We start from the raw sequence: 24,669 nt of genomic DNA, 5'->3' as shown, positions 1-24,669 counted from the left end.
GCGTCCGGCGGCGCGCGCCGGCGGTGCCGCCGCCGCGCTCGACGTGCTGCGCAATGCAGGGATGCGCGTGTCGTCGGACCGCGGTCGTGCAGGCGCTGCGGCCAAGCCGGCGGCGGCCCAGCCGGCCGCCGAGAAGCCGGCCGCGCCGCGGCCGGCCGTGCAGGTGCCGACGCCGCGTGCCGCCGCCCGCGCGCCGCAAGCCGCCGAGGCGCGCCAGCCGTCGCCGCCGTGGGAGGACATCCCGCCCGACGACTACGTGCCGCTCAGCGCCGACGAAATGTTCGGCGGTTCCGACGACGGCTTCGTGCCGGTGTTCGACAGCGGTCCCGACGATGTGCGCGTGACGCCGAAGCCGGCGGACGCGCGTCCGGCCGCGCCGATCGACACGCGCCCGCTACCGCCGGCGATCGCGCTCGATCCGATCGGCTTCGACGGCGAATGGCCGGCGCTGGCTTCGCGGCTGCCGCTGAAGGGTGTTGCATACCAGCTCGCGTTCAACAGCGAGCTGACGGCCGTCGATGCGAGCGCGTTGAAACTGTCCGTGCCCGTGCCGCAGTATGCGGACGCCGCGCAGGTGGCGAAGCTGAAGGCCGCGCTGGCCGATGCGCTCGGCAAGCCGGTCGAGGTGACCGTGGAGGTCGGGCCCGCACGGCGCACCGCGGCGGCGCTCGATGCGGCCGCGCGCGCGGCGCGCCAGCGCGAAGCCGAGCAGGAGATTCACGGCGATCCGTTCGTCCAGCAGCTCGTGCGCGAGTTCGGTGCGCGCATCGTCGAGGGGTCGGTGCGTCCGCTCGCCGATTCCGCGCCGGACGGTGTGCCGCCTACACTCCATTGAACCGAGCGCCCCACGACAGGCACAATCACGCCCCGCACACATTGGCCGGCACGCGCCGCGTGCCGGTTTTCACACGATCGAGAAGGAGTATTCCCATGTTGAAAGGCAACCTCGCCGGACTGATGAAGCAAGCGCAGCAAATGCAGGAAAACATGAAGAAGATGCAGGAGCAGCTTGCGCTGATCGAGGTCGAAGGGCAGTCGGGCGCCGGCCTCGTCAAGGTGACGATGACGTGCCGCAACGAAGTGCGCCGTGTGTCGATCGACCCGAGCCTGCTCGCGGACGACAAGGACATGCTCGAGGATCTCGTCGCCGCTGCGTTCAACGACGCGGTGCGCAAGGCCGAAGCCACGTCGCAGGAAAAGATGAGCGGCATGACGTCGGGCCTGCCGCTGCCCCCGGGCTTCAAGCTGCCGTTCTGAGCTTGGCGTCCTTGCCACCGTTTGCCGCCGTATGAAACAGCCGTCCGCCCTGTCCGCTCTCGTCGAAGCGTTGCGCGTGCTGCCCGGCGTCGGGCCGAAATCCGCGCAGCGCATGGCGGTTCACCTGATGCAGCACGACCGTGAGGGCGCGGAGCGGCTCGGCCGGTCGCTGCTGTTCGCGACCGAGCACCTGCAGCATTGCGAAAAGTGCAACACGTTCACCGAAGCGCAGATCTGCGAGGTCTGCAGCGACGAGGAGCGTGATCCGACGCTGCTGTGCGTCGTCGAGACGCCCGCCGACCAGATCATGCTCGAGCAGACGATGACCTACCGCGGGCTGTATTTCGTGCTGATGGGGCGGCTGAGCCCGCTCGACGGAATCGGTCCGAAGGAAATCCATTTCGACCGCCTCGTGCGGCGCGCATCCGACGGCGTCGTCAAGGAAGTCGTGCTCGCGACCAACTTCACCAACGAAGGCGAAGCCACCGCCCACTATCTCGGCCAGACTCTCAAGGCGCGCGGGCTGGCGGTCACGCGTCTCGCGCGCGGCGTGCCGGTGGGCGGCGAGCTCGAGTACGTGGACGCGGGCACCATCGCCCGCGCGATGCTCGATCGCCGCACGATGTAAGCCGGGCGCCGCCTGCTAGCGGCGCCGTTCCTCATGCCAGGGAGACACATGAGCACCAGCCAGGGCCCGCTCGCGGGCGTCAAAGTGCTCGAATTCGGAACGCTGATCGCGGGGCCGTTCGCGTCGCGGCTGTTCGCCGAATTCGGCGCGGAAGTGATCAAGATCGAGGATCCGAACGGCGGCGACCCGCTGCGCAAGTGGCGCAAGCTCTACCCGGAGCAGGGCGGCACGTCGCTGTGGTGGTCCGTGCAGGCGCGCAACAAGAAATCGGTCACGCTGAACCTGAAAGCCGACGCCGGCAAGGCGATCGCGCGGCAACTCGCGAGCGAGGCCGACATCGTGATCGAGAACTTCCGTCCGGGCCTGCTCGAAAAGCTCGGGCTCGGCTACGACGTGCTGTCGGCCGACAATCCGGGCCTCGTGATGGTGCGCCTGTCCGGCTACGGGCAGACGGGCCCGTACCGCGACCGGCCCGGCTTCGGCGCGATCGCCGAATCGATGGGCGGGCTGCGCCACATCACCGGCTATCCGGATCTTCCGCCGCCGCGCATCGGCATCTCGATCGGCGATTCGATCGCCGCGCTGCACGGCGTGATCGGCGCGCTGATGGCGCTCCATCATCGCAAGGTCAACGGCGGCGCGGGGCAGGTGGTCGACGTTGCACTGTATGAAGCCGTCTTCAACATGATGGAAAGCGTGGTGCCCGAATACGGCGTGTACGGGATGGTGCGCGAGCGCACCGGCGCGTCGCTGCCGGGCATCGTGCCGTCGAACACGTATGCATGCCGCGACGGCAGCATCGTGATCGGCGGCAACAGCGACCCGATCTTCAAGCGGCTGATGAAGGCGATCGAGCGCGACGACCTCGCCGACGATCCCGCGCTCGCGCAGAACGACGGGCGCGTGCCGCGCACGCAGGAAATCGACGACGCGATCGCCGCGTGGCTCGCGCCGCGCACGATTGACGAGGCGCTCGGCGTGCTGAACGCGGCCGACGTGCCGGCCGGACGCATCTACAGCGCGGCCGACATGTTCACCGATCCGCAGTTCGTCGCCCGCCAGATGATCCAGCGGTTCAAGCTGGCCGACGGCACCGACATTCCGCTGCCGAACATCACGCCGAAGCTGTCGGCCACGCCGGGCGAAACGCGCTGGCTCGGGCCCGAGCTCGGCGAGCACACCGACGAGGTGCTGCGCGGCCTCGGCTACGACACGCAGGCGATTGCCGCACTGCGCGAGGCGGGCGCGATCTGAGCGCAGCCGGCCCGGCGATGGGATCCCGTCGCCCAGACTTTCGTCGGGGCGGCAAATCGGGCGACACGGTGTTTTCCCCAGCGCGCGGAACGCCGCCGCGCAGTACGGCGGCGCATCGCCCGCCCATGCGTATACCCGCCCGTCTGCGGTGGCTGGACTGTCGCTCTCGCGCCATCCTTCCTCGGTTACAATCGCCGGATGCGAATCCTACTCAGCAACGACGACGGCTATCTCGCCCCTGGTCTCGCCGCGCTCAGCGAAGCGCTGCAGCCGCTGGCCGAGCTTACGGTGATCGCGCCCGAGCAGAACTGCAGCGGCGCGTCGAATTCCCTCACGTTGTCGCGGCCGCTGTCGGTGCAGCGTGCAGCGGGTACGGGTTTCTTCTACGTGAACGGCACGCCGACCGATTCGGTGCACGTCGCGCTGACGGGGATGGCCGATGCGAGGCCGGACATCGTCGTGTCCGGTATCAACAACGGCCAGAACATGGGCGAAGACACGCTCTATTCGGGGACAGTTGCAGCCGCCACCGAAGGCATCATGTTCGGCGTGCCGGCCATCGCGTTCTCGCTGGTCGACAAGGGCTGGACGCATCTGGCCGACGCCGCGCGCGTCGCCGCGGAAATCGTCGCGCACTACCTCGCGCATCCGCTGCCGGGCCAGCCGCTGCTGAACGTCAACATTCCGAACCTGCCGTACGATCAACTGAAGGGCTGGAAGGTCACGCGCCTCGGCAAGCGTCATCCGTCGCAGCCGGTGATTCGCCAGACCGACCCGCGCGGCGAGCCGATCTACTGGATCGGCGCCGCGGGCGAGGCGCTGGACGCCAGCGAAGGCACCGATTTCCATGCCGTCGCGAACGGTTTCGTGTCGATCACGCCGCTGCAGCTCGATCTCACGCATACGCAGATGCTGCCCGCGACGCGCGAATGGGCGCGCGCCGGAGGGCGGGCTTCATGAGCGGCGAGCGCGCGAAGCGGTTCCCGCTCGCGCTCGAAGATCTCAAGCGAGCGCCACGCAAGTCGGAAAAAGGCCGGGCCGGCGAACGCCAGACGGCGAGCGCGGTGCCGAAGGCCGCCGACAAACCCGCGGTCGCGGTGAAGCCGGCTGCCTTGCGTGCGCCGCAGCCGGGTATCGCCGCCGCGAAGCCGGCGACCGCACCGAAGCCTACCGCACTGAAGCCTGCGCTGCCGAAGCCGGCCGCGCCGAGTGTCGCGCCGGCCGGCGCGTTCGCGCTTACGTCGGAACGTGTGCGCGAGCGGATGGTCGAACGCCTGCGCGCGAACGGCGTGACCGATGCGCGCGTGCTGGACGCGATGGCCGCGGTGCCGCGCCACCTGTTCGTGGATCCGGGGCTCGCGACGCAGGCCTACGAGGATTCGGCGCTGCCGATCGGCCACCAGCAAACCATTTCAAAGCCGTCGGTCGTCGCGCGCATGATCGAGCTCGCGATGGCCGGCCGCACGCTCGAGCGCGTGCTCGAGATCGGCACGGGCTGCGGCTATCAGGCCGCCGTGCTGAGCCACGTGGCACGCGACGTGTATTCGATTGAACGCATCAAGCCGCTTTACGAGCGCGCGAAGCTGAACCTGCGGCCGCTGCGCGTGCCGAACATCCGTCTGCACTACGGCGACGGGCGTGTCGGCCTGCCGTCCGCGGCCCCGTTCGACGCGATCGTGATCGCGGCGGCGGGGCTCGACGTGCCGCGCGCGCTGCTCGAGCAACTCGCGATCGGCGGGCGGCTCGTCGCGCCTGTCGGTGCGCAGAGCGGACAGCACCAGGTGCTCACGCTCGTCGAGCGCGTCGCGCACGCGCAATGGCGAGAGTCCCGGCTTGATCGCGTTTTCTTTGTCCCTTTAAAATCCGGAGTGATTTGAAACCGATGAGTATGTTGCGCGCGATGCAAAACAACCGATCCAGGGAACCGCTCACGCTCGCCCAGCGCGCGATCTGTGTGGCTGCTTTCTCCACGCTGCTGGCCGCCTGTGCGACGCGGCTCGACAACGCGCCCGTCGTCGATCGCTCCGGGGCGCTCGGCACGAGCACCGCCGCGCAGCCCGCGGTGCCGCTCGGCCCGCCGCCGCCCGGCTTCTATCGGGTGAAGCCGGGTGACACGCTGTACCGGATCGCGCTCGAGAACGGGCAGAACTATCGAGACATCGCGTCGTGGAACAATCTGGCGAACCCGAACCAGATCGAAGTCGACCAGTTGCTGCGTGTCGCGCCGCCGGGCGGCGCCGCGGTCGCGGGCGCGCCGGCCACCGCACCGATCGCCGGTGGTGCGGTCGCGACCGCGCCGCTGAGCAGCGGCCCGGCCACGCCGGCTGCCGGCACGTCGTCGGCGCTTGCCGCCACGCCGCCGGCCGCGGCAACCGGATCGAGCGATACGGCCGCGGCCCCGAGCGGCCCCGTGACGTTCGCGTGGCCTGCGCGCGGCCCCGTGCTGAACGGGTTCGACGATGCGAAGAACAAGGGCGTCAATATCGGCGGGACGGCCGGCGAGGCCGTGAAGGCAGCAGCAGACGGGCGCGTCGTTTACTCCGGCAACGGGCTGCGTGGTTACGGCAACCTCATTATCATCAAACACGATGCAACTTACCTCACGGCGTATGCACACAATCGCGCTTTGATGGTAAAAGAGGGGGACGCGGTAACGAAGGGGCAGAAGATCGCCGAGATGGGTAACAGCGATGCCGACCGCGTGATGCTGCATTTCGAGGTTCGCCGGCAGGGTAAGCCTGTCGATCCGCTGAAGTATTTGCCGCCTCAATAACCGAGACGACCATGCCGAAATCGAAGCGCCACGAGCCGCAAGCCGAGTCTGAGAAGATCAGTCGTGCCACGCAAGCATCGGTGGGGCGAGCAGGTGCTTCGACGGACGACGAAGACGACGTCGCGGAAAACGAACGCGATCTCGAGGCACGCGACGCCGACGCCGACGCGGACGGCGACGACGACGAGCGCGAAGGCCGCCAGGAAGCAGTTCCCGACGTCGACGATTTCCGCACGCTGCTGCAGGCCGAGCTCACGGCCGACACGATCCAGCATTACCTGAACCGCATCAGCGTGAAGCCGCTGCTGACCGTCGAGGAAGAGCAGCGCTATTCGCGCCTCGCGAAGGCCGGCGAATTCGAAGCGCGGCAGGTGATGATCGAGCGCAACCTGCGTCTCGTCGTCAGCATCGCGAAGGGGTACCTGAACCGCGGCGTGCCGCTGCTCGACCTGATCGAGGAAGGCAACCTCGGCCTGATGCATGCGATCGAGAAATTCGACCCGACGCGCGGGTTCCGTTTCTCGACCTATGCGACGTGGTGGATCCGGCAGAGCATCGAGCGGGCAATCATGAACCAGGCCCGCACGGTACGCCTCCCCGTGCACGTGATCCGCGAACTGAACCAGGTGCTGCGCGCGAAGCGCCACCTCGAAAAGAATTCGATGTCGACGGGCGAGGCGGCCGAGCGCCGCGAAGCCAGCATCGACGACATCGCCTATCTCACCGGCAAGACCGCCGAGGAAGTCACCGATATCCTCGCGCTCAACGAACACACGGCGTCGCTCGACGCGCCGCTCGACCTCGATCCCGCGAGCAGCCTGCTCGACCTGCTGCCCGACGACCAGAGCCAGTCGCCCGACGCCGAGGTGCGGCATCGCGAGCTCGAAACGCTGACGCGCGCGTGGCTGTCGCGGCTGTCCGACAAGCACCGGCACGTGATCGAGCGCCGCTTCGGCCTGAACCACATCGAACCGGCGACGCTCGAGGAGCTTGCCGACGAGATGGGGCTCACGCGCGAGCGCGTGCGCCAGATCCAGCAGGAAGCGCTGGTGCGCCTCAAGCGGTTCTTCGCCTCCAACGGCGTGCGCAAGGACGCCGTTCTGTAACTGATGACTCCGATTCTCGTTTTTGACATCGAGACGATTCCCGATGTCGACGGCATCCGCCGTCTGGAAGACCTGCCCGCGACGCTCGACGATGCCGCAGTGGCCGAACATGCGTTTGCCGCACGCCGCGAGAAGACCGGCGGCGATTTCCTGCCGCACCATCTGCAGCGGATCGCGGCGATCTCGTGCGTGTTCCGCGACAACAACGGTTTTCGCGTGCGCTCGCTCGGGACGCCGCAGGACAACGAAGCCACGCTGATCCAGTCGTTCTACCGCGTGATCGAGAAATACACGCCGCAACTCGTGTCGTGGAACGGCGGCGGTTTCGATCTGCCGGTGCTCCATTACCGCGCGCTCGTGCACGGCATTCCCGCCACCCGCTACTGGGATCTCGGCGAGGACGACCGCGAATTCAAGTGGAACAACTACATCTCGCGCTATCACTCGCGGCATACCGACCTGATGGACGTGCTGGCGATGTATCAGGCGCGCGCGAACGCGCCGCTCGACGCGCTGGCGAAGCTGTGCGGTTTCCCGGGCAAGCTCGGGATGGACGGCAGCCAGGTATGGCCGGCGTTCCGCGACGGCCGGATCGACGAAATCCGCAACTATTGCGAAACCGACGTCGTCAACACCTACCTGCTGTATTGCCGGTTTCAGTTGATGCGCGGCGGGCTGACGCCGAGCGAGTACGCGGACGAAATCCTGCTCGTGAAGAACGCGCTCGCGCTGGAGCCGGCGCCGCACTGGGCCGAATACCTGGCCGGCTTCGACGCGTAGCGCGGGCGGCGGCGCCGCAACCTGCGCGATCAGGCCAGTTCGAGCAGCACCGGCTGGTGATCGGACGCGCGCACGTCGCCATCGATCTCGCAGCGGGTGACGCGCGGCAACAGCGTGTCGGTCACGAACACGAAATCGCATGTGAGCGGGCCGTCCGACCATTGCACCGTATCGTAGACGCCGGCCGTCGGCGGCGGCGTACGACCGGGATGCAGCGCGACCCACGCGTCGACGAAACGCGGCGCGTCGGCAATCGGCTCCAGAAAGCGTCGGTATGCCTCGCTGCCGAATGCGCTGTTGAAATCGCCGCAGACGATCGCGTCGCGCGGTTGTCCGGTCGCGCTGAACGGCCCGTCGGCGGTTTCGGCGGGCGCGGGGTGGTCCGCGTGCGCACAGGCCTCGCGATGCCGGGCGCGTAACGCGTCGACCTGTGCAAGCCGCTGGCGCGCCGAGTAATACTCCAGATGCGTGGTGATCACGCGCAACGGCCCGAAGGGCGCCTGCAACTCGATATCGAGCGCGACGCGCGGCATCGACGGCGCGCCGGCGTCGGCGGGCCACGGCAGCAATTGGTGCAGCACGCGCCCGACCGGCAGCCGCGTCGCGATCGCATTGCCGAACTGGCGGCGTGCTCCACCGGGCCGGATGGCAGGCAGGTCGGCGCCGATGGCCTCGACGATCGTATAGCCAGGCAACAGCGCCGCGAGTTCGGCGAACTGATCCGGGCCTGGCCGGCCGGGCAGTGCGTCGAAGCCGCGCGTGACTTCCTGCAGGCACAGCACGTCGAAATCGCCGAGCCGGCGGATGGCCGCGACGGTGCGCGGAAGATCGACGACGCCGTCCGCGTCCCGGCCCCATTGGATGTTCCAGTCGATCAATCGCATGGTCGAACCTCCTGTCGGGCGGGTAGGGATGTTGGGCCTCGGACGTTGCCTCGGCTGATTCCGTGGCCCACGCCGACTGCAGGCGAATCGGAAAGCCGCGTCGAGCGGCCGTCCGGGCCCGCGCCGCATGGTTTATGCCCGCGTGCCCGATGCGTGCCTCATCCAAAGCACGCGGCGAGGGCCTTCGTCGTCTACAATCTCGCCTTCTTCAACGTTTGTCAGGAAAAGCTGGTGTCCGAAGCCGTCCCCACTTCTGCGCGCAAATCGAAAAATGCGCCCGTTCCGCCCGGGCCTGCACCGGTTCTCGAGATCGAATCGCTCGACATGGAAGCGCGCGGTGTCGGCCGCACGATGACCGAGGACGGCCAGCCGGGCAAGGTGATCTTCGTCGAAGGCGCGCTGCCGGGCGAGCGCGTGACCTATTCGAGCTATCGCCGCAAGCCGAGCTACGAGCAAGCGACGGTCGTCGACATTCTGCGTCCGAGCGTGATGCGTACGCAGCCGAAATGCAAGTTCTTCGGCACCTGCGGCGGTTGCTCGATGCAGCATCTCGACATGCGCGCGCAGGTCGCGGTCAAGCAGCGCGTGCTCGAAGACAATCTGTGGCACCTGGCGAAGCTGCGCGCGGAAACGATGTTCGCGCCGATCCACGGCCCGTCATGGGGCTATCGCTACCGCGCACGCCTGACCGTGCGCAACGTCGCGAAGAAGGGCGGCGTGCTGGTTGGATTCCACGAGAAGAAGAGCAGCTACGTGGCCGACATGACGAGCTGCGAAGTGCTGCCGCCGCACGTGTCGGCGATGCTCGTGCCGCTGCGCCGGCTCGTCGAGGGGCTGTCGATTCGCGACCGGATGCCGCAGATCGAACTCGCGGTCGGCTCGGCGGTCACGGCGCTCGTGCTGCGCGTGCTGGAGCCGATCAACGCGGACGACGAAGCGCTCCTGCGCGCGTTCGCGGACGAGCACAAGGTGCAGTTCTGGCTGCAGCCGAAGGGGCCGGACACGGTAACGCCGTTCTATCCGCTCGACGTGTCGCTCGATTACACGCTGCCGGAATTCGGCATCCGCATGCCGTTCAAGCCGACCGACTTCACGCAGGTCAATCACCAGATCAACCGCGTGCTGGTGGGCCGCGCGCTGCACCTGCTCGCGCCGTCGCGCGACGACCGCGTGCTCGACCTGTTCTGCGGAATCGGCAACTTCACGCTGCCGCTCGCGCGGCTGTCGCGCGAAGTGATGGGCATCGAGGGCAGCGACACGCTGACCACGCGCGCGCTGGCGAACGCGCGCGAGAACGGTGTCGACGGCCACACGACGTTCGCGTGCCGGAACCTGTTCGAAGTGACGGGCGACGACCTGCGCGCGCTCGGCGCATTCGACAAATTCCTGATCGACCCGCCGCGCGAAGGCGCGCTCGCGGTGTCGAAGGCGCTGGCCGAGATCGCGCAGAGCGGCGAAGGCCCGCTGCCGAAACGCATCGTCTACGTGTCGTGCAACCCGTCGACGCTCGCGCGCGATGCGGGCCTGCTCGTGCACGAGGCCGGCTACCGCTTGAAGGGCGCTGGTGTCGTGAACATGTTCCCGAATACGTCGCACGTCGAATCGATTGCGCTGTTCGAGCGCGACTAAGCCGGGCGGCGGACGTAAAAAAACCGGCCCGCGGGCCGGTTTTTTCATGGGTGCGCAGCGAACGTCAGTTGCGGTTGCCGCCGAAGATGCCGAGCAGCGCGAGCAGGTTCGTGAACACGTTGTACAGGTCGAGGTAGATCGCGAGCGTGGCCGAGATGTAGTTCGTCTCGCCGCCGTTCACGACGCGCTGGACGTCGAACAGCATGTAGGCCGAGAAGATCGCGATCGCGAGCACCGACACGGTGAGCATCAGCGCCGGCAGTTGCAGGAAGATGTTCGCGACCGACGCCAGCAGGATCACGATCACGCCCATGAACAGCCACTTGCCGAGCCCCGAGAAGTCGCGCTTGCTGACGGTGGCGATCGTCGCCATCACGGCGAAGATGATGCCGGTGCCGCCGAACGCGAGCATGATCAGCGACGGGCCGTTCGAGAAGCCGAGGATGAAGCTCAGCAGCCGCGACAGCATCAGGCCCATGAAGAACGTGAAGCCGAGCAGCACGAACACGCCGGCCGCGCTGTTTTTCGTCCGCTCGATCGCGAACATGAAGCCGAACGCGATCGCGAAGAACGCGAGCAGGCTCATCATCGGGCTCGTGGCCGCGAACAGCGAGAAGCCCGTCGCGACGCCGACCCAGGCGCCCAGCACGGTCGGCACCATCGACAGCGCGAGCAGCCAGTACGTGTTCCGCAGCACGCGGTTGCGAACCTCGGCGGTGCTGACGGAACCGCCGCGGCCGAAATTGTACGGATAGTCGTTCATGGTTTCTCCTAACATTGAACGCGTGGGCGTCCGGGGCCGGTTCGGCGCGCGCGATGTGCGGCGCAGCAAACCGGGGCAGCTATGGCTAAGATACGTTCCGTGCCGCGAGGTTTCAATGGCTCGGCGGAACAAAACATATGGATTCTGAACCTTTCATTCGTGTAAGGGTTCAATCGCAATGATACACGGGATCGTGCTACAATAGCGGATTCATTTGAACCTGTAACTTCTTAATTTTTTGGAGTTTTTATGGCAATCGAGCGCACCCTGTCGATCATCAAGCCGGATGCGGTGGCAAAGAACGTGATCGGCCAGATCTACAGCCGTTTCGAAGGCGCCGGCCTGAAGATCGTCGCAGCGCGCATGGCACACCTGTCGCGTGCTGACGCAGAGAAGTTCTACGCAGTCCACGCGGCACGTCCGTTCTTCAAGGATCTCGTCGATTTCATGATCTCGGGCCCGGTGATGATCCAGGTTCTGGAAGGGGAAGGCGCGATCCTGAAGAACCGCGACCTGATGGGCGCGACGGATCCGAAGAAGGCGGAAAAGGGCACGATCCGCGCCGACTTCGCCGACAGCATCGACGCGAACGCCGTGCACGGCTCGGACGCCGCGGAAACGGCAGCGGTCGAAATCGCGTTCTTCTTCCCGGAAATGAACGTTTACTCGCGTTAAGCCCTGGCTGACAGCAAGTAGGCAGGATTCAGCGCACGCGGCAAGGCAGCACATCATGACGAGCGAAACTTCCGTCAATCTTCTCGACTTCGACGCCGAGGGTCTTGTCGCGTACTGCGGCAGCCTGGGCGAGAAGCCGTTCCGCGCCAAGCAGTTGCAGCGCTGGATCCACCAGTACAACGCCGGCGACTTCGACGGCATGACCGATCTCGCGAAGTCCCTGAGGGAAAAGCTCAAGGGCCGCGCGTCGATCGTGATGCCGGATATCGTCAGCGATCACGTTTCCACCGACGGCACGCGCAAGTGGCTGATCGACGTCGGAAACGGCAATGCGGTCGAAACCGTGTTCATCCCGGAAGAGACGCGCGGCACGCTGTGCGTGTCGTCGCAGGCCGGATGCGCGGTGAACTGCCGCTTCTGTTCGACGGGCAAGCAGGGCTTCTCCCGCAACCTGTCGACAGCCGAAATCATCGGCCAGCTCCGGATGGCCGAGTTTGCGTTGCGCGCGTCGCTGGGCCGCGCGCCCGGCCCGAATGGCCGGGCCGAGCGGGTCGTCACCAACGTGGTGATGATGGGCATGGGCGAGCCGCTCCTGAATTACAGCGCGGTCGTACCCGCGATGCGGCTGATGCTCGACGACAACGCGTACGGCCTGTCGCGCCGTCGCGTCACGCTGTCGACGTCCGGCGTGGTGCCGATGATGGACCGCCTCGGCGCCGAGTTGCCGGTCGCGCTGGCCGTTTCGCTGCATGCGCCGAACGATGCGCTGCGCGACGAGCTGGTGCCGCTCAACAAGAAGTATCCGCTTCGCGAGCTGATGGCTGCGTGCCAGCGTTATCTGAAAGTCGCGCCGCGCGACTTCATCACGTTCGAATACTGCATGCTCGACGGTGTCAACGACACCGAAGCGCATGCGCGCGAACTGCTGGCCGTCACGCGCGACGTGCCGTGCAAGTTCAACCTGATCCCGTTCAATCCGTTTCCGGAATCTGGCCTGATCCGTTCGAAGCCGGAGCAGATCAAGCGTTTCGCGCAGGTCCTCATCGACGCGGGCGTCGTCACGACCGTGCGCAAGACCCGCGGCGACGACATCGATGCCGCGTGCGGGCAACTGGCCGGCGCGGTGAAGGACCGCACGCGCCTCGCGGAACGGACGGGCGCGGCAGGAAAGATCATCGAAGTTCGGGCAGTTTGACGGGGACGCCCAGTTGGGGACGCCTACTCGGGGGCGCGTAGTCGGGGGCGCTTGGTTCGGGGCACCTGCCCAGGGTGCCCGAACCGTTTGGCGGTGCAACACGCGAATAGCGATCGGTCGCGGCGCCTCGGCGCCGCGCAGGGTATGAACCGTTGCGGGTGCCGGCCGGCAGGAGCCGGCGGCACCCGCCAGTGAAGAAGAATCGACGCGAGGACAAGGATGAGTGAGCCGCAGCCGTCTAACGGCGCAGAGACGAATGCCGCGAAGCCGGCACCGGCGGGACTGGAATCGCTGGCGGCGGTCGGCAGCCGGCTGGCGCAGCTTCGGGAGACGAAGGGCTGGTCGGTCGACGACGTGTCGGCGCGACTCAAGGTCGCACCGCAGAAACTCCGGGCGCTCGAGGCCGGCGACATCAGCCATTTGCCCGGCGTGACCTTCGCGCTCGGCGTCGTGCGCAGCTACGCGAAGATGCTCGGCGTCGATCCGGAACCGTTCGCGCAGGCGCTGCGCCGCGAGCGCGGGGTGCCGGAAGTCGACCTGTCGATGCCGGCGTCGTCGGGCACGGATCTGCCGCGCGGCCGCGTGTCGATTCCGCTTGGCGGTTCGTCGCGCCACCATCCCTGGCTCTGGGGAACGGGCATCGTCATCGTCGCGGTGGTCGCCGCACTGATGTGGCACACTGGCGGCGATTCGTCGAGCCTGCTCGCGCGCTTCAAGGGCGGCGACGCCGAACATGCATCGGCCGCGAGCGCGGCGGCAGCGTCCTCCGCTGAAGAAGCGGCCCCGAACGGTGCGTCGGCAGTGGTGGCGAATGAGGTTCCGGCCCCGGCTGCCGCGTCGGCGGCCCCGGCCCCCGCGCAGGCGATTGCATCGGCTGTCCCGGCGCCCGCGGCCCCGGTCGCGACGGCTGCGGCATCCCAGCCCGTGGCGGCAACGACGGCGGCAAGCACGGCCGCGCCGGCCCAGCCGGCGAGCGTCGCGGTCGCGGCAGGCCAGTCGATGGTCGAACTGAAGGTCAAGCAGGATTGCTGGTTCAGCGTGCGCGACAAGAACGGCAGGGAGCTGTTTTCGGCGCTGGTGCGCGCCGGCGAAACGAAGCAGGTTGCCGGCGACGGGCCGTTCAAGGTCACGATCGGCAACAAGGCCGGCCTCGACGCGATTGCGTTCGACGGAAAACCGGTCGATCCGGCAAAATATTCGGCAGCGCGGGGTAACGTGGCGCGGTTCACGCTGCCCTGACGTCAAGCGCCGTGGCGAAGGCCTGCCGTCGATATCGGCAGGCCGCGAGGGCACGGCGCTTTTTCAATTCATGCGCCGCGTCGCGGCGCATTCCGCGTAAATGGATCTATCGATGCAATCCGAAGCTCAATCCCCACGCAGCAGTCAGATTTGTTCAACCGAGCCGGTGTTCGGCGGGCATCAGCCGCGCCGCGTATCGCATGCGGTGGATGTCCGCTGGGGCGGGCAACTCGTGACGATCGGCGGCGACGCGCCGGTGCGCGTGCAGTCGATGACGAATACCGACACGGCCGACGCGATCGGCACGGCGATCCAGATCAAGGAACTCGCGAATGCGGGCTCCGAGCTGGTGCGCATCACGGTCAACACGCCCGAAGCCGCGGCCGCCGTGCCGGCGATTCGCGAGCAGCTCGACCGGATGGGCGTGACGGTGCCGCTCGTCGGCGATTTCCACTACAACGGGCACCTGCTGCTGCGCGACTACCCGGGCTGCGCGGAGTCGCTGTCGAAGTACCGGATCAACCCCGGTAACGTCGGTCAGGGCGCGAAGCGCGACACGCAGTTCGCGCAGATGATCGAGGCCGCGGCGAAGTACGACAAGCCGGTGCGGATCGGCGTGAACTGGGGCAGCCTCGACCAGGATCTGCTGGCGCGCATGATGGACGAGAACGCCGCGCGCGCGCAGCCGTGGGACGCGCAGAGCGTGATGTACGAGGCGCTGATCCAGTCGGCGATCGGCTCGGCCGAGCGTGCGGTGGAGCTTGGCCTCGGCCGCGACCGCATCGTGCTGTCGTGCAAGGTCAGCGGCGTGCAGGACCTGATCGCCGTGTACCGCGAACTCGGCCGTCGCTGCGGCTTCGCGCTGCACCTCGGGCTGACCGAGGCCGGCATGGGCTCGAAGGGCATCGTCGCGTCGACGGCGGCGCTCGGCGTGCTGCTGCAGGAAGGGATCGGCGACACGATCCGCATTTCGCTGACACCGGAGCCGGGCGCGTCGCGCACGGGCGAAGTGATCGTCGGCCAGGAAATCCTCCAGACGATGGGCCTGCGCTCGTTCGCGCCGATGGTGATCGCGTGCCCGGGCTGCGGCCGCACGACCAGCACGCTGTTCCAGGAACTCGCGATGCAGATCCAGACGTATCTGCGCGAGCAGATGCCGGTCTGGCGCAAGGAGTATCCGGGCGTCGAGAAGATGAACGTCGCGGTGATGGGCTGCATCGTCAACGGCCCGGGTGAATCGAAGCACGCGAACATCGGCATCAGCCTGCCGGGCTCGGGCGAGAACCCGGCCGCGCCGGTCTTCATCGACGGCGAAAAGGTCAAGACGCTGCGCGGCGAGCGGATCGCCGAGGAATTCCAGCAGATCGTCAGCGACTACGTCGCACGCAATTACGGCCGCACCGAGGCCCTGAACTAATTCGTCCACACACACGAACGATGACTGAACAGAAACGCAAGATCGAGAAGCTCACCGGCGTCAAAGGCATGAACGACATCCTTCCGCAGGATGCCGGCCTGTGGGAATTCTTCGAAGCTACCGTGAAATCGCTGCTGCGCGCGTACGGCTACCAGAACATCCGCACGCCGATCGTCGAACATACGCAGCTCTTCACGCGCGGCATCGGCGAAGTCACCGACATCGTCGAGAAGGAGATGTACAGCTTCACCGACGCGCTGAACGGCGAGAACCTGACGATGCGCCCGGAAAACACCGCGGCCGTCGTGCGTGCGTCGATCGAGCACAACATGCTGTACGACGGCCCGAAGCGCCTGTGGTACATCGGCCCGATGTTCCGTCACGAGCGTCCGCAGCGCGGCCGTTATCGCCAGTTTCACCAGGTCGGCGTCGAGGCGCTCGGCTTCGCGGGTCCCGATGCGGATGCCGAGATCATCATGATGTGCCAGCGCCTGTGGGACGACCTCGGCGTGACCGGCATCAAGCTCGAGATCAACTCGCTCGGCCTCGCCGAAGAGCGCGCCGCGCACCGCGTCGAACTGATCAAGTACCTCGAGCAGTTCGCCGACGTGCTCGACGAGGATGCGAAGCGCCGCCTGTACACGAACCCGCTGCGCGTACTCGACACGAAGAATCCCGCGCTGCAGGAGATCGCGCAGAACGCGCCGAAGCTGATCGATTTCCTTGGCGACGAATCGCGCGCGCATTTCGAAGGGCTGCAGCGCCTGCTGCTCGCGAACAACATTCCGTTCAAGATCAATCCGCGTCTCGTGCGCGGCCTCGATTACTACAACCTGACCGTGTTCGAGTGGGTGACCGACAAGCTCGGCGCGCAGGGCACGGTCGCGGCGGGCGGCCGCTACGATCCGCTGATCGAGCAGCTCGGCGGCAAGCCGACCGCCGCGTGCGGCTGGGCGATGGGCATCGAGCGCATCCTCGAGCTGCTGAAGGAAGAGGATCTCGCGCCCGAGCAGGAAGGCGTCGACGTATACGTCGTGCACCAGGGTGAAACCGCGCGCGAACAGGCGTTCATCGCGGCCGAGCGCCTGCGCGACACGGGCCTCGACGTGATCTTCCACTGCAGCGCCGACGGCGCGCCGGCGAGCTTCAAGTCGCAGATGAAGCGGGCCGATGCAAGCGGCGCCGCGTTCGCGGTGATCTTCGGCGAAGAAGAGGTCGCGAACGGCACGGTGGGCGTGAAAGCGCTGCGCGGCGCGGGCGCGGAAGGGGAAAAGAACGTTCAGCAGACCGTACCGGTCGAAAGCTTGACCGAATTCCTAATCAATGCGATGGTTGCATCCGCCGAAGACGGCGACGACTGATCGCGCTGGCATCCGCTCGACAAGAAAAGCTGAACAGGAAGGAATCGCTCGCCGATGAGTTATCACGACGAACAAGAATCGATTGAAAGTCTCAAGGCGTGGTGGGCCCGCTGGGGCAACCTCACCACGTGGATCGTGCTCGCGGCGCTCGTCGTCGCGGCCGGTTTCAACGGCTGGAACTACTGGCAGCGCCGTCAGGCCGCCGAGGCGTCCGGGCTGTACGAACAGGTTCAGAAGGCGGCCGCCGCGAACGACAAGGCGACGATGGCCCGCGCGGCTGCCGACATGGAAGACAAGTTCGGCAGCACGCCGTATGCGCAGATGACGGCGCTCGCGGCCGCGAAGACGCTGTACGCGGCCGGCGATGCGGCAGGCGCGAAGGCGCAGCTGCAATGGGCCGCCGATCACGCCAAGGACGAAGAGTACAAGCAGATCGCGAAGCTGCGGCTCGCGTCGCTGCTGCTCGACGAGAAGGCGTACGATGCGGGCCTCGCGCTGCTGTCGGGTACGCCGGTCGATGCGTTCAAGGGCCTCGTGGCCGATCGCCGCGGCGATCTGCTGGCCGCGCAAGGCAAGACCGACGATGCGCGCGCGGCTTACAAGCTTGCGCTCGACGGCCTGTCGAAGGACGACCAGTCGGCACGCCAGCTCGTGCAGTTCAAGCTGGACGCGCTCGGCGGCTGAATCCCGGCCCCCTCAACCTCTTAACTCTGCTTCGCTAACCGATGAATTTGCTGAAACGTTACGCTGTGCCCGTTGCCTGCGCGGCGGCTGTCCTCGCTTTGGCGGCTTGCTCGTCGTCGAAGGACGCGCGCCGCGTGCCGACGCCGCTCACCGAGTTCAAGCCCGTCATGGACGTGCAACAGGTCTGGAAGGCGAGCGTCGGCAAGGGCGGACGCTACCTGTTCTCGCCGGTGGCCGTGGGCGACGCCGTCTATGCGGCGGGCGAAAACGGTTCGGTCGAGAAGATCGACGCGAAGACGGGCCAGACGCTGTGGCGCTCGAAGGTGGGGTCGGACCTGTCGGCCGGTGTCGGCAGCGACGGCAACCTGACCGCGGTCGGTGCGTTGAAGGGCGGCGTGTTCGTGCTGGGCCCGGACGGCAAGCAACTGTGGAAGACCACCGTGCAGGGCGAGATCTTCTCGCCGCCGCTCGTCGGCAATGGTCTCGTGATCGTGCGCACGATCGACGGCCAGGTGATCGCGTTCAACGCGCAGACGGGCGAGCAGAAGTGGAACTACCGCAACCGTGCGGTGCCGCTGAACCTGCGCGTGTCGGCCGGCATGACGTTCGCGGGCGACGCGGCCGTGCTCGCGGGCTTCCCGGGCGGCGGTCTCGTCGCGATCAACCTGCAGACGGGCGAGCCGTTCTGGCAGACCCCCGTGTCGTTCCCGAAGGGCGTGACCGAGGTCGAGCGCATCAATGACGTCAGCGGCCCGCCGACGCTCGTGGGCGCGGAAACCTGCGCGGTGACGTTCCAGGGTCAGCTCGGCTGCTTCGATGCGAACTCGGGCCGTCCGCTGTGGGAAAAACCGTTCTCGAGCCGCAGCGGCCTCGCGCAGGACGATTCGGTGGTCGCCGGCGGCGACGACTGGTCGGTCGTCACCGCGTACGACGCGGCCACGGGCAACCAGCTGTGGCGCAACGACAAGCTGAAGAGCCGTGACGTCGGCGTGCCGTACCTGCTCGGGCACGCGGTCGTGATGGGCGATTACAAGGGCTTCGTGCATTTCCTGTCGCGCGAAGACGGCAGCTTCATCGCGCGGATGAAGACCGACGGCAGCGCGATTACGGCGGCGCCGGTTCTCGCCGGCAATACGCTCGTCGTGCAGACGAAGGACGGCGGCCTGTACGGGTTCCGTCCGCGCTGACACGCGGGAAACAGGCGGGGCCGCGGTGCGGCGGGCCGGTCCCGCGCGCCGCGGCCCCGCGACTTGAAGGCGGCCGGCGTTCCCGGCCGCTCGGTATTTGAAAGGCAGTTCGAGACGAAAGACGACGGCGCGCGACGCGCGCCCGGCGCGCGCATCCGGCGCGGCGCGAATTCGTGATATTTTCATTCAGCGCAGCCGCCCGCAGCAGCGGGCCTCCCGCTGCTGCGCTTCACCGTAGAAAACACAGATGAAACCGGTCATTGCCCTCGTTGGGCGCCCCAATGTGGGGAAATCCACGCTGTTCAACCGGCTCACGCGCTCGCGCGATGCGCTGGTCGCCGACTTGCCGGGCTTGACGCGCGATCGCCATTACGGCGAAGGGCGCGTCGGCGAACGGCCCTACCTGGTCGTCGATACGGGCGGCTTCGAACCCGTCGCGAAGGACGGCATCCTGCACGAAATGGCGCGCCAGACGCGGCAGGCCGTCGAAGAAGCCGATGTCGTCGTGTTCATCGTCGACGGCCGCAACGGGCTCGCGCCGCAGGACAAGTCGATCGCCGACTACCTGCGCAAGACCGGCCGGCCGATCTTCCTCGTCGTCAACAAGGCCGAGGGGATGAAGTACACGGCGGTCGCCTCCGAGTTCTACGAGCTGGGGCTCGGCGATCCGCGCGCGATCTCGGCCGCGCACGGCGACGGCGTGACCGACATGATCAACGAGGCGCTCGAAGTCGCGTACGCGGGCCAGCCCGAGGAAGCGGACGAGGATGATCCGTCGCGCGGCATCAAGATCGCGATCGTCGGCCGCCCGAACGTCGGCAAGTCGACGCTCGTCAACGCGCTGATCGGCGAGGACCGCGTGATCGCGTTCGACATGCCGGGCACGACGCGCGATTCGATCTACGTCGACTTCGAGCGTAACGGCAAGAAATACACGCTGATCGACACGGCCGGCCTGCGCCGCCGCGGCAAGGTGTTCGAGGCGATCGAGAAGTTCTCGGTCGTGAAGACGCTGCAGTCGATCTCGGACGCGAACGTCGTCATTCTTCTGCTGGATGCGCAGCAGGACATTTCCGACCAGGACGCGCACATCGCCGGCTTCGTCGTCGAGCAGGGCCGCGCGCTCGTGATCGGCGTCAACAAGTGGGACGGCCTCGACGACCACGCGCGCGACCGCGCGAAAGCGGATTTGACCCGCAAGCTGAAATTCCTCGACTTCGCGAAATCGCACTTCATTTCGGCCGCGAAGAAGACGGGTATCGGCGCGCTGATGCGCTCGGTCGACGACGCCTACGCGGCCGCCATGGCGAAACTGCCGACGCCGAAGCTCACGCGCGCGCTGATCGAGGCCGTCGAATTCCAGCAGCCGCGCCGTCGCGGCCCGGTGCGTCCGAAGCTGCGCTACGCGCACCAGGGCGGCCAGAATCCGCCGATCATCGTGATTCACGGCAACGCGCTCGACGCGGTGACGGAAACCTACAAGCGCTACCTCGAAAACCGGTTCCGCGAAACTTTCTCGCTGACCGGGACTCCATTGCGCATAGAGTTCCGTTCGTCGAACAATCCGTACGCGGACAAGGGCTGACGCATGGCCCGCCACGGCTAGGCCGGAAGGCCTATGCACCGGGCGGGGCAGGCAAAATCAGCTATAGTGTAGCGATTGGCGCCGGATCTCTTTTTCTTCGCCGCCAATCCAGATCAACCTGCAAAAAAAGATGGAGTACGCCATGAGCAACAAAGGGCAATTGTTACAAGACCCGTTTTTGAACGCACTGCGCAAAGAGCACGTTCCCGTTTCGATCTACCTCGTCAACGGCATCAAGCTTCAAGGGAACATTGAATCGTTCGACCAGTACGTCGTGTTGCTCCGTAATACGGTGACCCAGATGGTTTACAAGCACGCCATCTCGACGGTCGTGCCGGCGCGCCCGGTGAATTTCCACCCGGACGCGGAAGCCTCGTCCTAACCTATCGCAGCGGCCGGCATCCGGTCGCCGCGAGCGACCGATGCCAGCCGCCTTATCTTGACACCCGATAATTTGATCAACGCAGCGCTCGTCGGCATCGATTTCGGCAAGACCGATTTCGAAGCCAGTCTCGAAGAACTCAGTCTTCTCGCCTCCAGCGCGGGAGCCCGTCCCGCCGTCACCCTCACGGGGCGTCGCGCCAGTCCCGATGCCAAGATGTTCATCGGCAGCGGCAAAGCCGAAGAGCTGCGGCTCGCCTGCGACGCGCACAACGTCGAAATCGTCATCTTCAACCACGCATTGGCGCCGGCCCAGCAACGCAATCTGGAGCAGGCGCTTAACAGGCGCGTGGTCGATCGCACGAGCCTCATCCTCGACATCTTCGCGCAGCGCGCCCGCAGCCACGAAGGCAAGCTGCAGGTCGAGCTCGCGCAGCTTCAATACCTGTCGACCCGGCTCATTCGCGCGTGGACCCACCTCGAACGGCAAAAGGGCGGTATCGGCCTGCGCGGCCCCGGTGAAACCCAGCTCGAAACCGACCGCCGGCTGATCGGCGAACGCATCAAGATGCTGAAGTCGCGGCTCGACAGGCTGCGCCGCCAGCACAGCACGCAGCGCCGGCAGCGCGCGCGCAGCGGCACGATGTCGGTGTCGCTCGTCGGCTATACGAACGCGGGCAAGTCGACGCTGTTCAATGCGCTGACGAAAGCGCAGGCCTACGCGGCCGACCAGCTGTTCGCGACGCTCGATACGACGTCGCGGCGCGTGTACCTCGGCGACGAGGTCGGGCAGATCGTCGTGTCCGATACGGTCGGGTTCATCCGCGAGCTGCCTCACCAGCTCGTCGCGGCGTTCCGGGCGACCCTCGAGGAAACGATCCATGCGGATTTGCTGCTGCACGTGGTCGATGCGTCGAGCGCGGTCCGGCTCGAGCAAATCGAGCAGGTCAACGGCGTGCTGCACGAGATCGGTGCGGACACGGTCCGGCAGGTCCTGGTGTTCAACAAGATCGACGCCGTGCCCGAGCTGGCGGCCCGCGGCGACGCGGTCGAGCGGGACGAATATGGTAATATTTCGCGCGTCTTTTTGAGCGCGCGCACCGGTCAGGGTCTTGATACGTTGCGTGCCGCCATCGCCGAAATCGCCTCCGCGGAACACCTTTCCAGCGCGACCTTGTCCGACGCGCTCGATGGCACGTCCGCTGAACCGCACGAAGACCACACGATTTCCGAACACGGGCGCTAACCGGCCCCGGCCGGTTCGCCGGCTTCCAATCTGGTGAACAAACTCTGGTGAACGAATACAACGAGCGGAGTACCTGGCGGCGGATGCGCGCCTTGTTGTCGATCAACGATCCCCGCTGGGGACGCGGCGAAGGCAATGGCAAGGACGGATCCCGCCCCCGCGCGAACGAATCGAAGCGTCCGCAAGGCGGCGACGGCGACGGTCCGCCCGATCTCGACGAGATGTGGCGCAACTTCAACCGACGCCTGAGCGGCCTGTTCGGCGGCAAGGGCGGTAACGGCTTGCGTCCCGACAACGGCCGGGCCGCACGGGTGGGCGTCGGCATCGTGATCGGCGTGCTGGTCGCGGTGTATGCGGGCAGCGGGCTGTTCGTCGTGCAGGAAGGCCAGACGGGCGTCGTGCTGCAGCTCGGCAAGCTGTCGGGCACGGTCGGCCAGGGCGTGCACTGGCGCGCGCCGTATCCGTTCGCGTCGCACGAGATCGTCGACACGTCGCAGGTCCGCTCGATCGAGATCGGCCGCAATAACGTCGTGCGCCTCGCGAACGTGAAGGAGGCCGCGATGCTGACGCGCGATGCCGACATCGTCGACGTGCGCTTCATCGTCCAGTACCGGATCCGTTCCGCCACCGATTACCTGTTCCGCAGCGTCGATCCCGAGCGCAGCGTGTCGCAGGCCGCGCAGGCCGCGGTGCGCGCGATCGTCGGCACGCGCAGTGCGGCCGACATGCTGAATCAGGATCGCGATGCGCTGCGCGAGCAGCTTTCCACCGCGATCCAGCGTGATCTCGACCGCTACCAGTCGGGGCTCGAGGTGACGGCCGTCACGATGCAGAGCGTCGCGGCGCCCGACCAGACCCAGGCCGCGTACGCCGAAGTGGCGAAGGCGCGCGACGAGCGCGAGGCCGCGAAGCGCGCCGCGCAGGCCTACGCGAGCGACCTGCTGCCGAAGGCGCAGGGCGATGCGGCGAAGCTCGTCGACGAAGCGAAGGCGTATGCCGATCGCGTGGTCACGCAAGCCGAAGGCGATGCGGACCGCTTCAAGCAAGTCTACGCGCAGTACTCGAAGGCGCCCGCGGTCATCCGCGAGCGGATGTATCTCGAGACGATGCAGGAAATCTATTCGAACGCGACGAAGGTGTTCGTCGGCAACAAGGGCGGCAACAGCGTCGTGTATCTGCCGCTCGACAAGCTCGTCGAGCAGGGGCGGCAAAACGCCGCGGCGTCGACCGGCGCGTCCGCGCCCGATACGGCGTCGGCCCCGGCGGCCACGACGCCGTCGGCAGCCGCGCCGGCACCGGCGAGCGCCGCACCGGCCGCCACCGCGTCGGGCGTCGACGTGCTGCGATCGCGCGAAGCGTTTCGCAGCCGGTCGCGTGAAGACGATACGAAGTAACGGGGAGCGCAGAACATGAACCGAATCATTGCGCTCGTCGTCGCAATCGTGATCGTCGCCTTCGCGGCATCGTCGACGGTCCTCACCGTCGATCCGCGCCATGCGGCCGTGCTGTCGGGCCGCGACGGTACGCAACCGGAGCTCGCGGGCCCCGGCGTCCACTTCAAACTGCCGCCGCCGCTGCAGACGGCCACGCTGATCGACACGCGCGTGCAGTCGCTCGAGTCGTCCGATCCGCTGCAGCTGGCAACCGAAGACAAGCACGACCTGCTGGTCGCGTATGCGGCGAAGTACCGGATCAGCGATCCGATGAAGTATTTCACCGCGACGGGCGGGGACCCGGCGGCGGCCGCCGACCGGCTGGCCGGCGTGCTGAAGGGCGCGCTCGGCGACGCATTCGGCAAGCGCGCGCTCGACGATGCGCTCGGCGGCCAGCGCGCGATCGCCGAGGCCGCGCGCGATGCGGCGAAGGCGCAAGCGTCCGGTTTCGGCGTCGACGTGGTCGATGTTCAGCTCACGCGTGTCGACTTGCCGGCCGCGCAGGCGGACGCCGTCTATCAACGGATGATCGGCGCGTTGCGCGATCAGGCGGCCCAGGTGCGTGCGCAAGGCGCGGCCGACGTCGAGCAGATCAAGGCCGACGCCGAACGCGAGCAGCGGGCCGTGCTCGCGAACGCGTACAAGTCCGCGCAGACGATCAAGGGCGAGGGCGACGCGAAGGCCGCGACGATCGCCGCCGACGCGTTCGGCCGCGATCCGCAGTTCTATCAGTTCTACGCGAGCCTGCAGGCCTACCGGAATACGTTCAAGCGCAACGACATCATCGTCGTCGATCCCGACAGCGAGTTCTTCCGCTTCATGCGCAGCCCGACGGGCGGCGCCGCACCGGCGGCGCCCGCTCCCCGCAAACATTGACCTTGGGGCGCCGCGTCGAGCGGCGCCGTCGCTCGCATGGACCTGGCTGGCTCGTTGTTGCTCGCGGTAGCGCTGATGCTGATCATCGAGGGGGCGTTCCCTTTCGTGTTTCCCGTCGCCTGGCGCGACACGTTTCGTAGAATAGCTGAGCGGCCGCCGCATCATATCCGGATCGGCGGGCTGATCGTGATGGTGCTCGGGCTCGTGCTGCTGCTGCTCGCGACCTGACCGGCGCCCCGATCCGGACGGCGCATCCGCCGTTCGTTCCGCCCGATTTCGAAATTCCGATTCAACTCGCGGCGCGCGTGTCGCGCGC

25 protein-coding genes are annotated in these 24,669 nt (G+C 67.0%); 23 read left to right on the top strand and 2 right to left on the bottom strand.

Going from position 1 to position 24,669, the window contains the following annotated elements:
- The 9 genes from LGN10_RS19795 to LGN10_RS19755 form a co-directional block, all read left to right on the top strand.
- Nucleotides 1-835, top strand: an 835-nt coding sequence (locus tag LGN10_RS19795) for a DNA polymerase III subunit gamma/tau C-terminal domain-containing protein (protein WP_319001243.1), incomplete at its 5' end; no start/stop codon positions are given.
- A 95-nt stretch (nt 836-930) separates the two neighbouring features.
- Complete coding sequence (locus tag LGN10_RS19790; protein ID WP_006482124.1) at nt 931-1,257, top strand: YbaB/EbfC family nucleoid-associated protein; 327 nt, start codon at nt 931-933, stop codon at nt 1,255-1,257.
- A gap of 31 nt (nt 1,258-1,288) precedes the next feature.
- A complete protein-coding gene (gene recR, locus LGN10_RS19785) occupies nt 1,289-1,885 on the top strand; it encodes a recombination mediator RecR (RefSeq protein WP_006478665.1) in 597 nt (198 codons plus the stop codon).
- Between the two features lie 48 nt (nt 1,886-1,933).
- Entirely contained in the window at nt 1,934-3,139 is a 1,206-nt protein-coding gene (locus tag LGN10_RS19780) for a CaiB/BaiF CoA transferase family protein (protein ID WP_059585302.1), read from the top strand.
- Between the two features lie 198 nt (nt 3,140-3,337).
- Entirely contained in the window at nt 3,338-4,099 is a 762-nt protein-coding gene (surE, locus tag LGN10_RS19775; protein WP_059585303.1) for a 5'/3'-nucleotidase SurE, read from the top strand.
- Entirely contained in the window at nt 4,096-5,016 is a 921-nt protein-coding gene (locus LGN10_RS19770) for a protein-L-isoaspartate(D-aspartate) O-methyltransferase (protein ID WP_226224744.1), read from the top strand. The genes surE and LGN10_RS19770 overlap by 4 nt, the downstream gene beginning before the upstream one ends.
- A 5-nt stretch (nt 5,017-5,021) precedes the next feature.
- Nucleotides 5,022-5,912: a peptidoglycan DD-metalloendopeptidase family protein gene (locus LGN10_RS19765; protein WP_059585304.1), complete on the top strand. Its 891-nt coding sequence runs from the start codon at nt 5,022-5,024 to the stop codon at nt 5,910-5,912.
- A gap of 11 nt (nt 5,913-5,923) precedes the next feature.
- Complete coding sequence (gene rpoS, locus LGN10_RS19760; protein ID WP_226224742.1) at nt 5,924-7,018, top strand: RNA polymerase sigma factor RpoS; 1,095 nt, start codon at nt 5,924-5,926, stop codon at nt 7,016-7,018.
- A gap of 3 nt (nt 7,019-7,021) precedes the next feature.
- On the top strand, nt 7,022-7,798 hold the full coding sequence (locus LGN10_RS19755) for a 3'-5' exonuclease (RefSeq protein ID WP_059645787.1): 777 nt from the start codon (nt 7,022-7,024) through the stop codon (nt 7,796-7,798).
- A gap of 29 nt (nt 7,799-7,827) precedes the next feature.
- Here the strand turns inward: LGN10_RS19755 and LGN10_RS19750 are convergent, their stop codons facing one another.
- Complete coding sequence (locus LGN10_RS19750; RefSeq protein ID WP_226224740.1) at nt 7,828-8,682, bottom strand: endonuclease/exonuclease/phosphatase family protein; 855 nt, start codon at nt 8,680-8,682, stop codon at nt 7,828-7,830.
- A 324-nt stretch (nt 8,683-9,006) separates the two neighbouring features.
- Between LGN10_RS19750 and rlmD the strand changes: the two genes are divergently transcribed.
- Entirely contained in the window at nt 9,007-10,311 is a 1,305-nt protein-coding gene (rlmD, locus tag LGN10_RS19745; protein ID WP_264163213.1) for a 23S rRNA (uracil(1939)-C(5))-methyltransferase RlmD, read from the top strand.
- A gap of 64 nt (nt 10,312-10,375) precedes the next feature.
- Here rlmD and LGN10_RS19740 read toward each other — a convergent pair whose 3' ends face one another.
- Nucleotides 10,376-11,074, bottom strand: a complete 699-nt coding sequence (locus LGN10_RS19740) for a Bax inhibitor-1/YccA family protein (protein WP_059585309.1) — start codon at nt 11,072-11,074, stop codon at nt 10,376-10,378.
- Between the two features lie 249 nt (nt 11,075-11,323).
- On the opposite strand from LGN10_RS19740, the gene ndk reads away from it, so the two are divergent.
- The 13 genes from ndk to LGN10_RS19675 all read left to right on the top strand — a co-directional run bounded on the left by ndk (nt 11,324) and on the right by LGN10_RS19675 (nt 24,581).
- Nucleotides 11,324-11,749 carry a nucleoside-diphosphate kinase gene (ndk, locus tag LGN10_RS19735; RefSeq protein WP_040144283.1) on the top strand — a complete coding sequence of 142 codons (426 nt, stop codon included), beginning with the start codon at nt 11,324-11,326 and terminating at the stop codon, nt 11,747-11,749.
- A 55-nt stretch (nt 11,750-11,804) separates the two neighbouring features.
- Nucleotides 11,805-12,944, top strand: a complete 1,140-nt coding sequence (rlmN, locus tag LGN10_RS19730) for a 23S rRNA (adenine(2503)-C(2))-methyltransferase RlmN (RefSeq protein ID WP_060316423.1) — start codon at nt 11,805-11,807, stop codon at nt 12,942-12,944.
- A gap of 219 nt (nt 12,945-13,163) precedes the next feature.
- Nucleotides 13,164-14,183 (top strand): helix-turn-helix domain-containing protein, encoded by a 1,020-nt coding sequence (locus tag LGN10_RS19725; RefSeq protein WP_226224737.1) that lies wholly within the window; start codon nt 13,164-13,166, stop codon nt 14,181-14,183.
- 112 nt (nt 14,184-14,295) lie between these two features.
- On the top strand, nt 14,296-15,600 hold the full coding sequence (ispG, locus tag LGN10_RS19720; RefSeq protein WP_059585331.1) for a flavodoxin-dependent (E)-4-hydroxy-3-methylbut-2-enyl-diphosphate synthase: 1,305 nt from the start codon (nt 14,296-14,298) through the stop codon (nt 15,598-15,600).
- 20 nt (nt 15,601-15,620) lie between these two features.
- On the top strand, nt 15,621-16,961 hold the full coding sequence (gene hisS, locus LGN10_RS19715) for a histidine--tRNA ligase (RefSeq protein ID WP_226224736.1): 1,341 nt from the start codon (nt 15,621-15,623) through the stop codon (nt 16,959-16,961).
- 54 nt (nt 16,962-17,015) lie between these two features.
- Nucleotides 17,016-17,645 carry a tetratricopeptide repeat protein gene (locus tag LGN10_RS19710; RefSeq protein WP_006761402.1) on the top strand — a complete coding sequence of 210 codons (630 nt, stop codon included), beginning with the start codon at nt 17,016-17,018 and terminating at the stop codon, nt 17,643-17,645.
- A gap of 41 nt (nt 17,646-17,686) precedes the next feature.
- The gene (bamB, locus tag LGN10_RS19705; RefSeq protein WP_059645732.1) at nt 17,687-18,832 is read left to right on the top strand and encodes an outer membrane protein assembly factor BamB; all 1,146 of its coding nucleotides are present in this window, start codon (nt 17,687-17,689) and stop codon (nt 18,830-18,832) included.
- A gap of 247 nt (nt 18,833-19,079) precedes the next feature.
- Nucleotides 19,080-20,417 carry a ribosome biogenesis GTPase Der gene (gene der, locus LGN10_RS19700; RefSeq protein WP_059585312.1) on the top strand — a complete coding sequence of 446 codons (1,338 nt, stop codon included), beginning with the start codon at nt 19,080-19,082 and terminating at the stop codon, nt 20,415-20,417.
- A 142-nt stretch (nt 20,418-20,559) separates the two neighbouring features.
- Entirely contained in the window at nt 20,560-20,799 is a 240-nt protein-coding gene (hfq, locus tag LGN10_RS19695) for an RNA chaperone Hfq (RefSeq protein ID WP_006399927.1), read from the top strand.
- A gap of 72 nt (nt 20,800-20,871) precedes the next feature.
- Nucleotides 20,872-22,044, top strand: coding sequence for a GTPase HflX (gene hflX / locus LGN10_RS19690; protein WP_179231732.1), 1,173 nt, complete (start codon nt 20,872-20,874; stop codon nt 22,042-22,044).
- Nucleotides 22,045-22,091: 47 nt separating this feature from the next.
- Nucleotides 22,092-23,438 (top strand): FtsH protease activity modulator HflK, encoded by a 1,347-nt coding sequence (gene hflK, locus LGN10_RS19685; RefSeq protein ID WP_226224734.1) that lies wholly within the window; start codon nt 22,092-22,094, stop codon nt 23,436-23,438.
- A 15-nt stretch (nt 23,439-23,453) separates the two neighbouring features.
- Nucleotides 23,454-24,353 carry a protease modulator HflC gene (gene hflC, locus LGN10_RS19680; RefSeq protein WP_226224732.1) on the top strand — a complete coding sequence of 300 codons (900 nt, stop codon included), beginning with the start codon at nt 23,454-23,456 and terminating at the stop codon, nt 24,351-24,353.
- A gap of 36 nt (nt 24,354-24,389) precedes the next feature.
- The gene (locus tag LGN10_RS19675) at nt 24,390-24,581 is read left to right on the top strand and encodes a DUF2065 domain-containing protein (RefSeq protein ID WP_006478685.1); all 192 of its coding nucleotides are present in this window, start codon (nt 24,390-24,392) and stop codon (nt 24,579-24,581) included.
- Nucleotides 24,582-24,669: the final 88 nt, after the last annotated feature.

It is taken from the genome of Burkholderia sp. AU32262 (assembly GCF_020419985.1).
In the GTDB taxonomy this organism is placed as follows: Bacteria; Pseudomonadota; Gammaproteobacteria; order Burkholderiales; family Burkholderiaceae; genus Burkholderia; species Burkholderia semiarida.
Note: the sequence above shows the minus strand (reverse complement) of the source record. Positions and strands in the feature narration are given on the sequence as shown.